Here is a 15,662-nt window from a genome sequence, read left to right as displayed (position 1 = left end):
ATGTACGCCTATATTGATGGTAGATTGACATTCAAAAACCCAGCTTACGTTGTGGTTGAAGCCGGAGGTATAGGCTATCATATAAACATTTCTTTAAATACATATAGCGCTTTGGGCGATGCAGAACGGTGCAAATTATATACCTGGCTGCATGTAAAAGAAGATGCGCATACATTATACGGCTTCGCTGATGAAGGCGAACGCCGTTTATTTTTACATTTAATTTCGGTATCGGGTATCGGACCGAATACGGGCAGGATGATTTTATCGTCCATTACTCCTGTTGAGATTCAAACTGCAATTGTTAAAGCAGATTTGCCGCTCCTTCAGCGGATTAAGGGTTTGGGTGCAAAAACCGCACAACGCCTGGTTTTAGAACTACAGGATAAATTAAAAAAAGAAGGGGCAGATTCATTAATTTCTATGCCTCAACACAATACTGTTAAAGATGAAGCGTTATCAGCATTGGTAATGCTCGGATTCGCCAAACAAACCGCCGAAAAAACTATAGACCAGATTTTAAAAGTGACAGAGGGAAACCTTTCGGTAGAGCATTTAATTAAACAAGCTTTGAAAACTTTATAGATCTAACGCCTTTGAAGAGAATATCTACATTTCTGTTTCTCATCCCTCTTTTTTTAATTGCTTCTCAAAACACTTTCTCTCAAGTTGTTCCAAGCAAAACGGATACTATTACCCCCAAAAATAACTTTGGATTACGCGAGAAAGAACGTTTAGGACTCAGTCCCGCAGTTCATCCATTCTATCCTGCACCCAATAATTTAAAGCGTGTTGTAGAATACGATGCTAAGAACAAACGTTATGTGGTGAAGGAATTGATCGGCGAAAAATTTGTTTTAAATACACAATACTTAACCATCGATGAATACCAGCGATTGGTGAACAGTGAGATAAAACGTGGCAACTGGCGCAGCATTTCAAATGCAGAGGTAAGTGATTATAGAAGCACGGGTATAATCCCTCAGATTCAGGTAAATAGTAAGGCTTTCGAAAAATTATTCGGTGGAACAACCATCGACATCCAACCACGTGGAGAGGCTGAGCTTACCTTTTTAGGCCGGGTAAATAAAAATGAAAACCCGCTTTTTAACGAAAGACAGCGGGTGCAGACCAATTTCGATTTTAACCAAAGGATCCAGATGGATCTGGTTGGTAACATCGGAACCAAACTAAAAATCAAAAGCAATTACAATACCGAGGCCCAATTTGATTTTGAAAATCAGATTAAGCTCGATTATACCGGTGGACCCGATGATATTATTCAAAAAATAGAAGCTGGTAATGTGAGTTTGCCTTTAAATACCTCATTAATTACTGGAACACAGGCACTTTTTGGTATAAAAACACAATTAAAATTCGGGCGTTTAAACGTTACAAGTGTTTATACCCAGCAAAAATCACAATCGAGAGAAATTAAAATTACCAATGGGGCGCAGCAAAATACCACTACGGTGAATGTTGATAGCTACGAAGCAAATAAACACTATTTTCTGTCGCAGTATTTTAGAAATAATTATAATAAGAACCTGGCTAACGCACCCATCATTACCTCTCCGATCCAGATTACCAAAATTGAAGTTTGGATTACCAATAAAGCAGGAAATACAACGGACTCCAGAGATGTACTGGGCTTGATGGATTTGGGTGAAAACGTTCCTTTTAACAATAATTTAATTACCGGCGGAACTTCCGGTCTGCCGGCAGGAACAACCGCTACAGGTTTCCCGCAGCAATCAAACAACCTGATCTCGCAGTTAAACACTTATCAGGGTGGTGCCATAAGACAGACAAATTCTAATGCCGTTCTTTCTTTCTTCCAAACAACGCCAGCCAATAGTAGTAATACCGATAATTTTGCTAAATTGGTATATGCCAGAAAGTTAACAGATCGCGAATTTACTTTTCAGCCACAACTGGGTTATTTATCGTTAAACAACCCGCTAAATGCCGATGAGGTTTTAGCAGTTGCCTACCGTTATACCTATAATGGTGTTGAGTATCAGGTTGGTGAATTTTCTACCGATGTTTCTTTTGATGCGGCTAATCCAAAAGTGTTATATACCAAATTGTTAAAGAACGAAACCACTAAGATCCAACTGCCAACATGGGATCTGATGATGAAAAATATTTATTCTATCGGCGGGTACCAGATCAGCAGTCAGAATTTTAAACTGGATATTTACCGTATTGATAACGAAACCGGGGTGGATAATCCCGTGATGACGGAAGGTCAGAATACCGCTAATAAGCAATGGATTGCCCTGACCGAATTCGATCGATTGAACCAGCAAAATGAGCGGAAACCCGATGGGATTTTCGATTTTGTGGCTGCAAATAATGCGTTTGGATCTTATTCTACGGCAAGCAATGCTAATCAGGCCAGTATGTTCGGTGTTGGCAGCAATGGGCAGACCTCGTTGGTTACCAATACCAATTCGGGTTATATCACCATCGATCCGGCAAACGGAAGGATTATTTTTCCTGTAATTGAGCCATTTGGTAAAGACCTGGCGGCAAAGTTTTTGCCGAGCGAACAGGCATTGATCAATAAGTATACTTTTACAGCGCTTTACGATTCGACACAAACCATCGCCAGGCAGTTATTTCAAAACCAGAACAGGTATACCATTAAGGTAAATTACCAGTCTGATATTTCTTCTGAATTTAGTTTAAATGCCATTAATGTTCCAGAAGGATCGGTAAAGGTTTTTGCAGGAACGATGCCACTAACGGAGGGCGTAGATTTTACGGTCGATTACCAGGGCGGCCGTGTGAGTATCATTAACCAGGCACTTTTGGTATCCGGTCAACCAATTAGGATTACAACAGAAAACAGCGAAACCTTTGGTTTGCAGCAACGGTCACTTTTTGGAACCCGTTTAGATTATCGTGTAAACAATAAACTAAATCTTGGGGGTACCATTATGAACCTGACCGAAAAACCTTTAACTCAAAAGGTAAACATTGGAGAAGAACCCATTTCTAATACCATTTGGGGAGCAGACATTAACTATAGTTCACCATCACGGTTTTTAACAAAACTGGTTGATAAACTTCCACTCATTTCAACTAAAGCACCATCGAGTGTAACATTTTACGGCGAATTTGCTCAACTGATTCCTGGCCACCCGAGGGCACTGAATTTTGCTGGCAGTAAAAACGGGGTAAGTTATTTAGATGATTTCGAAGCATCGAGATCGGTAATCGATTTAAAGAGCGCCATTGCCTGGCAGTTATCGGGTACTCCTCAACTTTTCTCCGAATATGATAAGTCTAACGATTTATCATATGGATATAACCGGGCAAGAATTGCTTTTTATAACATCGATCCTACTTTTTATAATTCGGCGGCTTCTACCACGCCTGCCAATATCAGAGGCAACCGGGCAGAACTTTCCAATCACTATGTAAGAGAAGTAATTGAGCAGGAGGTTTTTCCGTTTAAAGAAACGGCTACCGGGCAGGCTTTGAACATTACCACTCTTGATGTGGCCTATTACCCAACTGTTAGGGGACCTTATAATTTTCGTACTACCAATTTTAAGCCAGATGGATCTTTATTGCAGCCTAAAAATAATTGGGGAGGTTTTCAGCGAAAAATCGAAACCAACGATTTTGAGGCCTTAAATGTGGGCTTTATTGAGTTTTGGTTAATGGACCCATTTATCTATAAACCAAATTCGGCAGGTGGAGATATTTATTTCAACCTGGGGAATATTTCGGAAGATATTCTTAAAGATGGTAGAAAATCGTTAGAAAATGGTTTGCCAGTTACAAATGACCCGAGCAAGTACGATGAAACCGTTTGGGGCCGTGTACCTAAATTGCAACCTGTTGTACAGGCTTTCGATAACAATGCCAATTCGCGTAGGGCGCAGGATGTGGGTTTGGATGGACTATCGGATGCAGACGAAAAAATAAAATTTGCTGCGGCAATTACACAGATTAAATCGCAATTAAACGCCACTGCTTCTGCCGCACTTGATGCCGACCCATCATCAGATAATTATACTTATTTCAGAGGACCGGCATTAGATCAGATCAATGCGGGTATCCTTAAGCGCTACGAAAAATATAACGGAACTGAAGGGAACTCCAAAACTTCGCAACAGTCGCAAGAAGAATTAGGACTTGAAAACTCCGCTTCTACTTCTCTGCCTGATGGGGAAGATATCAACCGCGATAATAACATGACGCAAAGTGATGAGTATTTTCAGTATAAAGTTTCGATGCGCCCGGGAGATTTAAATGTTGGTCAGAATTTTATTACCGATAAAGTAACCTCGCAGGTAAAACTGGCTAATGGAAATACCCAAGCTGTTTCATGGTATCAATTCAGAATCCCGATTGGTCAGTACCAGGAGAAAGTAGGCGGGATCCAGGATTTTAAATCGATCCGTTTTTTCAGGATGTTTATGACCAATTTCGCTGATACGGCCGTAATGCGTTTTGCGAAGTTACAATTGATCCGTGGGGAATGGAGAGAATATAATGCTTCGAACCAAGCTGCACAAGTAATCGTCGATCCATCGTTGCCTGCACTTACTCCTGATAATTCTACAATTGAAGTTTCGACGGTAAACATTGAAGAAAATGGAAAACGTTTACCAATTCCGTACGTTACCCCTCCGGGCATTCTTCGCGAGCGCGATTATAGCAACTATCGTGGCGATACACGCTTAAATGAGCAATCGCTATCGGTTATCGTAAAATCGTTAAGAGATGGCTACGGTAGAGGGGCGTTTAAAACAGCCTACAGCGATTTCAGATCTTACAAACATTTAGAAATGTTTATTCATGCTGAAGCTGTTAATAACCAAATTTTAAATGATAATGATGTTTCGGCATTCTTACGGATCGGGACGGATAACCAGGATAATTATTATGAATATGTAATTCCGTTAAAGGTTACCAACCCAGGTACAAGCGATCCCGATGCCATTTGGCCAGAAGCCAATAGAATGGATATAGATTTAACACTTTTTCAAAACGCCAAGCTGGCCCGTAACGTTGCTAAACAAGCCAACGGACAACCATGGCCTACAAATGTTCCGTTTACTTATACCGATGGAACCAGAACCATTATAGTTAAGGGGCAACCTGATATGAGCAAGGTTAGGGTGTATATGGTGGGTATTAAAAATCCGCTCCGTGCTGCTAATGATGAACGCAAAGATGATGGCCTTGATAAAAATGCGGTGGTTTGGTTTAACGAATTAAGATTAACTGAATTTGATGAAAAAGGCGGTTGGGCAGCTACCGGAAGATTGAACTTAAAATTGGCCGATTTTGCAGATGTAAATATTTCTGGAAGTAAATCTACCATCGGTTTTGGATCTATCGATTCGAAAGTGAGCGAGCGGAACCGTGCAGACAATGTGTTGCTTGATGTTTCTTCAGCCATGGAATTAGGCAAGTTTCTGCCACAAAAATCGGGGGTGAAAATCCCGATGTTTGTGAGTTACTCTAAACAGGTTTCTACCCCACAGTACAATCCTAGAACGCCAGATATCGAGCTCAAAAATGCTTTAGAGCAATCGACAAAACAACAAAAAGATTCGATTTTAAATTTTGCACAGGATTATACCGTTAGAAGAGGCATAAACTTTACCAATGTTAGAAAAGAACGGACCAATAACAGTAAGCCAGTTCACCTTTGGGATATCGAGAATTTTGCGGCAAGTTATGCTTATACCCAATATAATCACCGCGATTTTATTAATCAGAACAGTATTCAGAATACCTATAGGGCTTCGCTACAGTACAGTTATTCTAAAGAAGCCAAAACGATAGCGCCGTTTGAAAAGATTATAAAATCTAACATGCTGGCTTTGTTGAAAGATTTTAACTTCAGTATTTTTCCAAGTGCCATTAATTTCAGGATTGATGTAGACCGTTTATATTCAGAAAATACCTTGCGGAATAACGATCCGAATAATACTATCGGCGTTTACCCGAGTGGATACGGTACCACCTTTAACAAAAACTTTACCATGAGCCGGATTTACGGTATTGCCTGGAACCTTACCCGTTCATTACAACTAGATTTTAATGCCACAAATTATTCGATCATTGATGAGCCAGATGGAAGAATTGATGGTTTAAAACGTGATACCGTTTGGCAAAACTTAAAACGCTTAGGACGTACAACCGATTATAACCACAATTTAAACGTTACCTATAATCTGCCCATTGATAAAATACCTGGACTAAACTGGATTACCGTAAAAACCCGTTATGGTACCAATTTTAACTGGCAAACCGAACCGCTTTCTACCTTACGCGATCCGAATATTAATTTGGGTAATACGATACAGAATAGCAGAACAGTACAGGTAAATCCAACCTTAAACCTAACCACTTTATACAATAAGTTCGGTTTTATCAGAAATGCTGGCAATGACCAGGAAGGAAGCGGCGCTAAGAAATTTTTTATTAATTTATTAACGAGTGTAAAAAATGTTAATGCCAGCTATGTACAAACCAAAGGTATTTTCTTGCCGGGTTATCTACCAACTACCAGGTATTTGGGTATCGATAATGCAACTGGGGCGCCGGGTTTAGGTTTTGTTTTTGGAAGTCAGCGTGACATTCGTGAAATGGCATTAAACAATGGATGGCTAACTAACGACACCTTACAGAATCAACTGTATGTAAACACACTCAGGGAAGATTTTCAGCTTACCGGGCAGATAGAGCCATTTAAAGATTTACGGATTACGTTAAAAGCCAATAAGGCGCAAACAAGAAACTTTTCTACCAATTTTAGGTATGTAGCCAGTGTATCATCGTTTGAAAATTTAAGCGCCATTACAACGGGTGATTATAGTGTATCATATATTGCCTTAGGTACGGCTTTCAAAGAAAATAACTCAACGGTAATTTCAGGCCTGTTTAACCAGTTTATGGCCAATAGGATCATTATTTCTAGGAGATTGGGTGCTCAGAATCCAAATTCAGGAGGCTTAAACGGCAATTATGCTGATGGTTACGGTAAAGAAAGTCAGGATGTAATTATATCGGCCTTTATGGCTGCCTATTCGGGTAAAGATGCGGGGAAAACAAAAATGAATGCTTTTCCTAAAATCCCGCTTCCTAACTGGAGTTTAACCTATAGCGGGTTAACACGTATTCCTTTTATTGCCGATAAGTTCTCATCTGTAGATATCCGTCATGGCTATCGTTCAGCCTATAATATCAATGGCTTTAACTCATTATTGCGCTACCAGGAAACCAATGGTGCGGTTAGCAGTAGAGATGTAAATAATAACTTTTTACCTGAATACCAATTTGCTCAGGTAACCATTTCAGAATATTTTTCTCCATTGGTTGGGGTTGATACCAGGTTTAAAAATAACCTAACCGCTTCATTCGAATTAAACCGTTCACGTTTATTAGGACTGAGCTTATCTAATAGTCAGTTGGCGCAGCTATCAGAAAACAATATGGTTTTAGGATTGGGCTATCGTACCAATAAGTTCCGTTTCCCATTTGGGTGGTTTAAAAGTTTGAAAATGGATAACAACATGGATTTCAAGTTAGATGTAGCTATCCGTGATAATAAAACTGTTATTTACCGGGCGGATGTGACTGAGGCCGAAGTATCTTCAGGTGCGAAGAACATTACATTAAGGCCAAGCGTAGATTACGTGCTGAACCAGAAATTTAACATCAAATTGTTTTACGATTCTAACATTACTAAGCCTTATACTTCGCAGACCTTTAATACTTCGTTCAGTAATTTTGGGTTTAGTTTAAGGTTTACATTGAATTAATCGATTTCCATTACATAGAAAAGAAGCTGTATCATAAACAAATTTCTCTAAATTTTGTGGCGTTGAGCTCTGGCTGTAGTGAGCTTGACAAAGTATCGAAATGTTTAGACGAAACTATTGCAGATCCTTTGAGAAGTTAAGGATGACAATTCTATAATATAATACGGTCTCTTTTTTGGGTTTGATAAGATCAAAAAACTGATCAGATTAGTCACCGATATTGGAAAACTATTGATTACTTAACGGTTTTAAGCCATCGTCATGCCGTTCATTCGGCAGATTCCAAAAATCCTTCTTAGCTGTTTCAGAGAATACTCTGCTAAATACATATGCAGTTAAGAACATAGGCGCATAACTGAACAGTAGATAATCAAAACTGAAGAAACGCACGGAGCCACTGATAACCAGATAGAGCAGAAAGATAACAATTGAATGTGCCACCGGCCTGTCATTTATAAATCTTTTATAACCCACTTTAGCAATCAGGTATCTATTTAATATGATAAGTGCCGCAAGGATAGCAACAAATAAAAAAACATGATTGAAGAGAAGGTGAAAATTAAAAGTGTAATTCTGTAGTTTGATGAGCGTAATCAATCCGATATAAGCAAATCCAATTGCCATGGTTACGGGTGCAGCGGTGAGTAAGGTCGCCAGGCACACTTTTAATGTGTAAAATAGTGCAGATTTCATATTGAGCGTTAATTGTGAAGCGAATATAAATATTTTTTCTGAACCTGTTTGGTGAGTATAATGATTTCATATCTCTGGGCAGAAGCATCGACTGATTAAATTTGCGCATTTCTAATAAGTTAATTTGCCAGGCATTGCGATATGTTAAACTAAATTGTATTTTTGGCTGGTAAAACGCTTAGAAACGTTTATGCATACAAGCTTAATTGAACAACAAAATTAATATAACTTATATTCAATAACTTACAAAACCATGAATTTTCCATCAGAATTAAAATACACTAAAGACCACGAGTGGGTTAGAGTTGAAGGTAACGAAGCTTATATTGGCGTAACTGATTTTGCACAACGTGAATTGGGCGATATCGTTTATGTTGATATCAATACTGTAGGTAGCGAGGTAGCTAAAGAGGAAGTTTTTGGTACTGTAGAAGCTGTTAAAACGGTGTCTGATTTATATATGCCTGTTACTGGAACAGTATTAGAAGTGAATGCTGAATTAAACGATAGCCCGGAATTGGTTAACTCTGATCCTTATGGTGATGGCTGGATGGTAAAAGTATCTTTAGCTAATTTAGCTGAAGTAGAAGGTTTATTAACTGCAGAAGCTTACCAGGAATTGGTAGGCGCTTAATTATTATATTTTGTACAAAGCACTAAAACAGCAAAAATGGGCCGTATTATGGACTGTGGTCGTTTTAGTGTTTTGTAATATGAAAATTTCCGATTCTGTTGGTAACAGCGGTTTTTTCTTTAAAGGCTTTGATAAAATGACCCACATGGGTTTTTTCTTTGTTTTATCGGTGCTGCTCTTCTACGGTAAAATCAGATACCAGCATACTTTTGCTTTTAGAACATTAACCATTTTTAAAATATTGCTCATCAATGCGATCATTGGTGGCGGAATTGAATTATTGCAATGGAAAGTTTTTACCTACCGATCAGCAGAATGGTGGGATTTTGGTTGCGATATGTTAGGGGCATCAATGGCGGTTTTTAGTTATGTATTGCTCCATAAATTAAACTTTAATGAAGCCATGGCGAATACACCACTTACCAAAAACAATTAATGTAATGTATTCTAAATAGCTGCATTGCAATTGAAATAGAATAAAATCAATGAAAACCAAAGTTAGCATCATCTGTGTAATTGTGGCCATATATTTTAGCGGATGCAGTATTTTTAAAAAGAACTGTAACTGCCCAAAAGTATATTACAAAAGTTATCCCTCACCACAAAAATAATCCCTCTTTTACTGATCGACCTTCCTTTTCGATCTGATTACCTTCTTCAGGCTGTATTTAAAATGTTACCGAGCTTTTAACACAACTTAACAAACCTTTCGACTTTTCTATAGTCTGATAGCTTAGTTTTACATTTAATATCTAATTTTTTTGATGAAAAGAAACGTTCAGAGCGCAATATTCATTGTGCTCCTATTTTGTGGATATATTGCTCAGGCTCAAAATACTGGTTCGATAAGCGGGAAAGTAATTAACGCGAAAGATAAAAAGCCGGTTGATTTTGCTACAATAGCAATTAAAAGTTTAAAAGACTCGAGTGTTGTGGCATCTGGTCAAACCAATCCTGATGGAAGTTTTAGCTTTAAGGCCATAGCTCCCGGTAAGTATAGGATTTATTCTGCCTTTTTAGGTTTAAAAACAGCTACTAAAGATATAGAAGTGGCTAAAGCTGCAGTAAATGTGGGTGAAATTGCCATGGTTGATGATGGGGTTGATCTAAAAACAGTTAATGTTACCGCCTCCATCCCGATTGTGGTGAAAAAAGATACGATAGAATTTGATGCCAAATCGATCAAAGTGCGCGAAAATGCAGTAGTGGAAGATCTGCTGAAAAAGGTACCTGGGGTTGAGGTTGCAAAAGATGGTAGTGTTAAAGCTCAGGGCGAAACCATTACCAAAGTAAAGGTTGATGGAAAAGAGTTTTTTGGTAACGACCCCTTGTTAGCAACCAAAAACTTACCTGCCGACATGGTAGATAAAATCCAGGTAATTGACGAGCTTTCAGAGCAGGCACAGTTTACTGGCATTGATGATGGTACCAGAAATAAGATCCTGAACATTACTACTAAAAATGGTATGAAACATGGCTATTTCGGTAATAGTACAGTGGGTTACGGTTCTAACGACCGTTACGATGCCAGTTTAAATGTAAACAAATTCGACGATGACCGCCAGATTAGCTTCATTGGTCAGTTTAATAACGTAAACAAACAAAATTTTGGCCAGGGCGGAGGTTTAGGAAATGGTTTTGGAGGAGGAGGAGGTGGTGGCCGTGGTGGTTTTGGTGGTGGCGGTGGAAGTAGTTCCGGCGGAAATAGTGGAATCACCACTACAAATGCAGCAGGTTTAAACTTTGCCGATACATATAAGGATGGAACACAGTTTCAGGCCAGTTATTTCTTTAATAAAGCAATTTCTGATAATATCCAAAACTCTAATACCCAAAACCTTGCAGGAGGTACGAATAATATTGCTGAAGCTATAAATAATACTTCCGACAGGATTAACCACCGGTTCAATTTCATGGTCGATACCAAGATAAATCCATCTTTATCCATTAAAATACAGCCGAACCTATCTTACACAGAAACAGATGGAAACAATTTAAATGAATATACGAGAACACTTGACGATGGCACAACCATTGGTACACAGCGTAACACCACAACTGCTGCTACGCCTACCATGAGTAATAATTTATTGATCCGCAAAAGTTTTAAGCGGAGGGGACGCACACTGTCGTTAAATGTAAACACCAGCATTAACGATAACGATGGGACTAATCAGAACTATAGATTGGATCATATTACAGAAAATGGTGTAAAGAGAGATTCGTTAACTAACCAGTTAAATAATACCAATAGTCACGCTATTAACAATACCACGAGGGTAGTATATACCGAGCCGCTAAATAAAACTTTAAGTGTAGAGGTTAACTATCAAAATGGTTATTCGAATAGCGATTCACAAAGGGATGTATTTAATTACAATCCATCGACCCTTCAATTCGATATAGTAGATAATACTTTTTCAAATATTTATAATAACCGTACCTTAACCAATGCAGCTGGCTTAAGCCTTACCACAACTGAAAAAAAATACAATTGGAATATCGGCGTCGCTGCACAACAAACCAATAGGGTAAATACCAATTTAACCACAGGTTTAAAACGAACGCAGAATTTCATCAATATTACCCCTTCGGCACAGTTTAGGTATAATTTTAGCAACCGTAAACGTTTGTTTATCAACTATCGTGGCTCTACCACGCAACCAAGTATCGATCAGATTCAACCCATACCAGATAATACAAATTCGCAAACCCGTTATGTAGGTAATCCTGACTTAAAGCCTTCTTTTAATAATCAGTTGAGAATTAACTTCAATAATTTCAATATCGAAAGTGGCCGTTTCTTTTTTGCTGGTTTAAACCTTACCCAAACATTTAATGCCATTGGAAATACAGTTGTACCCTTGTCAGGAGGTGTTCAACAGGTAAGTTACATCAATGTTGATGGTGTTTATGCAGGTAATGCCAATGCAACCTGGTCTTTACCCTTGATGGCAGAGCGTAAACTAACGCTGAATATCTCTGGTAACGGTTCGTATAACAGAAATGTGAATTTTATTGCAGACCAAAGAAGTGCTAATCTGGTAAAAAATGTAACCAATAGTTATACCATTTCAAACAGTTATAAATTGGTTACCAATGTTGATAAATTCGATTTAACGGGTGGTATTACAGGAAGTTATACCAATTCTACGTTTTCTGCAAGGCCATCATCCAATACCCAGTATTATACCATTAATCCAAGTTTTGATGTGAGTTATGTATTGCCAGCCAATATCAGGTTAGCAATCGACATTGATTATTTCAGGAACTTTGGTGGTGGCGATTTATTTAACCAGGAATACACTATTCTTAATCCTTACATCAGCCGTCAGTTTTTCAAAAACAGGGGAACATTTAAATTTTCTGTAAATGATGCACTTAACCAGAACACTGGTGTGAGCAGAACTGCTACCGGGACTTCAATTGTCGATTTAACTACTAATGTATTAAGACGTTATTATATGTTCTCTTTCACCTACTCGTTAACGCGTATAGGTGGCAGAAACATGAGTGGCGATATGCAGATGCCAGGCCAACGTGGTGGTGGCGGTCAGCGTATAAGAATGTAAAATGTTAGATTAAAATGAAGAAAGTCTCGGTTAAACCGGGACTTTTTTGTTTTACCATCTGTTTTGAGATTAAATGTACTATTGACATTTATGTATTTCAAATGTTACCTAAGTAAAATAAACCTTTATAAAAGCCCGCAGTCTCTATGCTATAAACCAAACTAACCGAATGAAACAGATTTTTACGCTCCTTTTTATTTTATCATCTTTTTTTGCCTACGCTCAGAAAACGGGTTCAGTTAGCGGACGGGTTATTCAATCAAAAGATAAAAAACCAGTTGACTTTGCTTCTTTGGCTGTTAAAAACCTCACAGATTCGAGTATGGTAGGTGCGGTAAGTACTACTGAAGATGGGAAGTTCGTTTTTAAAAATCTAAAACCAGGTACCTACAGGTTATATGCTGCGTTTTTAGGTTTAAAGAACGCCACTAAAGATTTTACCATTACTGTGGATAAAGCAGATATAACCTTGGCAGATATTGTTTTAGAAGGGGGGGCAATTGATCTTCAAACGGTTGATATTAAAGCAGAAATTCCTCCAATTGTAGTAAAAAAGGATACCCTTGAGTTTAATGCAAGCTCATTTAAAGTGGTAGAGAATGCGGTAGTAGAAGATTTGCTAAAGAAATTGCCAGGAGTAGAGGTAGATAAAGCCGGAACAGTAAAAGCCCAGGGCGAAACCATTACAAAAGTGAAGGTAGATGGTAAGGAGTTTTTTGGGAATGATCCTTTATTGGCCACTAAAAACCTTCCGGCCGATATGATCGATAAAATTCAGATTATCGATGAACTTTCCGATCAGGCACAGTTTACCGGAATTGACGATGGCTCCAGAACCAAGATCATTAATATCACCACCAGAAAGGATAAGAAAAACGGCTACTTCGGGAACAGTACAGGTGGTTACGGTTCTAACGACCGTTACGATGTAAATGCGAACATTAACCATTTTAATCAGGACAAGCGATTGAGTGTAATTGCCCAGTTCAATAACGTAAACAAACAAAATTTTGGCGGTGGCCTGGGAGGAGGAAATGGCGGGAGTAACGGCGGACGTGGCGGGATTACCGATACTAAAGCCGGTGGATTTAACTTCTCGGATGTATATGCTGACCAAACCGAAATTAATTTCAGCTATTTTGTTAATAAATCTGATAACCTGATTTTAAGGAATAGTGTTACGCAAAACCTTTTGGGCAATGTAACCACGGTTTTCAATAATAACCAGACCAATACTTCCAATCGCTTAAACCACCGTTTAAACTTTATGGTCGATACGAAGTTAGATTCGCTTACCTCATTGCGCATCCAGCCGAATTTAAGTTATACCAACAACGAAAGCCTAAACAACAGTATTTACACCCGCGATTTTGGTACCTATAATACAAGCGGCTCCCAGCGATTAACCAATCATAATACGGCCCCATCTATCAGTAATAATATTTTGTTGCGCAAAAAGTTTATGCGCCGAGGAAGAACATTATCACTGAATTTTAATACCAACATTAACAATAACGACGCTGATAATTATAATTACAATCCTGAAACGCGCGAAAAAGATAGTGTTAAAACAGAAAAGATGATTAACCAGTTCAATGATCAGGAAAGCGAATCTATCAGTCAGAATACCCGACTGGTTTATACGGAGCCTTTAGATAAAACCCTGAGCCTGGAGTTTAACTACCAGAACGGCTATAACCATAATACTTCTAATCGTTTTACCTACGACTTTAATCCGGCTACACTAAACTACGATTTACTTAATGATTCATTAAGTAACGTTTACGAAAACACCATTCTAACCAATACAGCTGGTTTCAGTTTTAATAAAATGGCCAAAAAATACAACTGGAATGTAGGAATGGCCGTTCAAAATACCGATCGTAAAAACAATAACATTACCAAAGGTTTTATATTAAAACAGAACGTATTTAATTATACGCCTTCAGCCATGTTCAGGTATAATTTTAGCAATAACAAGCGTTTGGTATTCAATTACCGTGGTAGCACCAATCAGCCTACCATACAACAGTTACAGCCTATTCCTAACAATACCAACACACAAAGTATTCCGCTGGGAAACCCTGATTTAAAGCCCGAGTTTAATAATACTCTGCGTATTGCCTACAACACTTTTACGGTTGGAAAAAACAGGTCGTTATTTGTAAATGTAAACTTAACCCAAACTTCCAATAAAATTGCCAATAGCAGCAGTTTAATCGAAAGAGGTGTTAATCAGGGTAAATTTGCAGTGCTGCCTGTAAACGTAAATGGTGTTTATTCAGGTTCACTATCTTCCTCATTAAGTTTGCCCATTATGGCAGAAAATAAGCTTAATTTCCACATCAATATAAGTGGCAACTACGATCGCGATGTAAACTTTACCAATACCTTAAAAAATATCACCAACAGTTGGTCGATTAGCAATGGTTACCGTTTGGTATCGAATTTAGATAAGCTCGATTTAACCGCAGGTGTTAGCGGCTCAATTAATAGGGCTACCTATTCCGTTCAGCCCAATTCCAATACACGTTATTATACTTTTAGTCCCAATATTAGTATCAGCTATATGTTTCCTGGCGATATCCGCTGGTCGGTTGATGCCGATTACAACCAGAATACAGGCAGGGGAGAGAATTTCGATACCCAGTTTACTTTGGTGAACTCGTACCTAAGTAAGCAGTTTTTTAAAAACCGTGGTACTTTTAAAGCCGCAGTAAACGATTTGCTGAACGAAAATCGGGGCGTAAGCCGTACGGCCAACAACAATACTATCCGTGATGAAAGCTACAATGTATTGCAGCGTTATTTTATGTTTTCATTTACCTATTCGTTAAACCGTATGGGTGGTAAAAACCGCATTCGGGGAGGTGAAGAAGGTGGTAGGGGCCGTGGCGGTAACGGTGGTGGCGGCTTTGGTGGGGGCAGACAGCGAAACTAGATCATTTTAGAGTAAAGCTATGTAAT

7 protein-coding genes are annotated in these 15,662 nt (G+C 38.6%); 6 read left to right on the top strand and 1 reads right to left on the bottom strand.

The window, feature by feature from the left end; all coding sequences use genetic code 11:
* Both ruvA and sprA read left to right on the top strand, forming a co-directional pair.
* Positions 1-585 (top strand): Holliday junction branch migration protein RuvA, encoded by a 585-nt coding sequence (gene ruvA, locus HDC90_RS18480; protein WP_184469016.1) that lies wholly within the window; start codon positions 1-3, stop codon positions 583-585.
* An 11-nt stretch (positions 586-596) separates the two neighbouring features.
* Complete coding sequence (gene sprA, locus HDC90_RS18475) at positions 597-7,796, top strand: cell surface protein SprA (RefSeq protein ID WP_184469014.1); 7,200 nt, start codon at positions 597-599, stop codon at positions 7,794-7,796.
* A gap of 228 nt (positions 7,797-8,024) precedes the next feature.
* Here the strand turns inward: sprA and HDC90_RS18470 are convergent, their stop codons facing one another.
* Positions 8,025-8,489 carry a hypothetical protein gene (locus HDC90_RS18470; RefSeq protein ID WP_184469012.1) on the bottom strand — a complete coding sequence of 155 codons (465 nt, stop codon included), beginning with the start codon at positions 8,487-8,489 and terminating at the stop codon, positions 8,025-8,027.
* 253 nt (positions 8,490-8,742) lie between these two features.
* Between HDC90_RS18470 and gcvH the strand changes: the two genes are divergently transcribed.
* From gcvH to HDC90_RS18450, 4 genes are all read left to right on the top strand, one after another.
* Positions 8,743-9,123, top strand: coding sequence for a glycine cleavage system protein GcvH (gcvH, locus tag HDC90_RS18465; protein ID WP_184469011.1), 381 nt, complete (start codon positions 8,743-8,745; stop codon positions 9,121-9,123).
* Between the two features lie 79 nt (positions 9,124-9,202).
* Positions 9,203-9,559 carry a VanZ family protein gene (locus HDC90_RS18460; protein WP_184469010.1) on the top strand — a complete coding sequence of 119 codons (357 nt, stop codon included), beginning with the start codon at positions 9,203-9,205 and terminating at the stop codon, positions 9,557-9,559.
* A 328-nt stretch (positions 9,560-9,887) separates the two neighbouring features.
* The gene (locus tag HDC90_RS18455) at positions 9,888-12,695 is read left to right on the top strand and encodes an outer membrane beta-barrel family protein (protein WP_184469009.1); all 2,808 of its coding nucleotides are present in this window, start codon (positions 9,888-9,890) and stop codon (positions 12,693-12,695) included.
* Between the two features lie 169 nt (positions 12,696-12,864).
* Complete coding sequence (locus tag HDC90_RS18450) at positions 12,865-15,636, top strand: TonB-dependent receptor (RefSeq protein ID WP_184469008.1); 2,772 nt, start codon at positions 12,865-12,867, stop codon at positions 15,634-15,636.
* The last annotated feature ends 26 nt before the right edge of the window (positions 15,637-15,662 follow it).

The sequence above is a fragment of the Pedobacter sp. AK013 genome (genome assembly GCF_014205835.1).
Classification (GTDB): Bacteria; Bacteroidota; Bacteroidia; order Sphingobacteriales; family Sphingobacteriaceae; genus Pedobacter.
The sequence above is the reverse complement of the archived record's forward strand: the minus strand, read 5'-3'. Positions and strand labels throughout refer to the sequence as shown.

Coding starts and splice junctions, on each gene's coding strand:
- HDC90_RS18455 (WP_184469009.1), top strand. CDS start 9,888: ATGAAAAGAAACGTTCAGAGCGCAATATTCATTGTGCTCCTATTTTGT.
- HDC90_RS18460 (WP_184469010.1), top strand. CDS start 9,203: ATGAAAATTTCCGATTCTGTTGGTAACAGCGGTTTTTTCTTTAAAGGC.
- ruvA (WP_184469016.1), top strand. CDS start 1: ATGTACGCCTATATTGATGGTAGATTGACATTCAAAAACCCAGCTTAC.
- HDC90_RS18450 (WP_184469008.1), top strand. CDS start 12,865: ATGAAACAGATTTTTACGCTCCTTTTTATTTTATCATCTTTTTTTGCC.
- gcvH (WP_184469011.1), top strand. CDS start 8,743: ATGAATTTTCCATCAGAATTAAAATACACTAAAGACCACGAGTGGGTT.
- HDC90_RS18470 (WP_184469012.1), bottom strand. CDS start 8,489: ATGAAATCTGCACTATTTTACACATTAAAAGTGTGCCTGGCGACCTTA.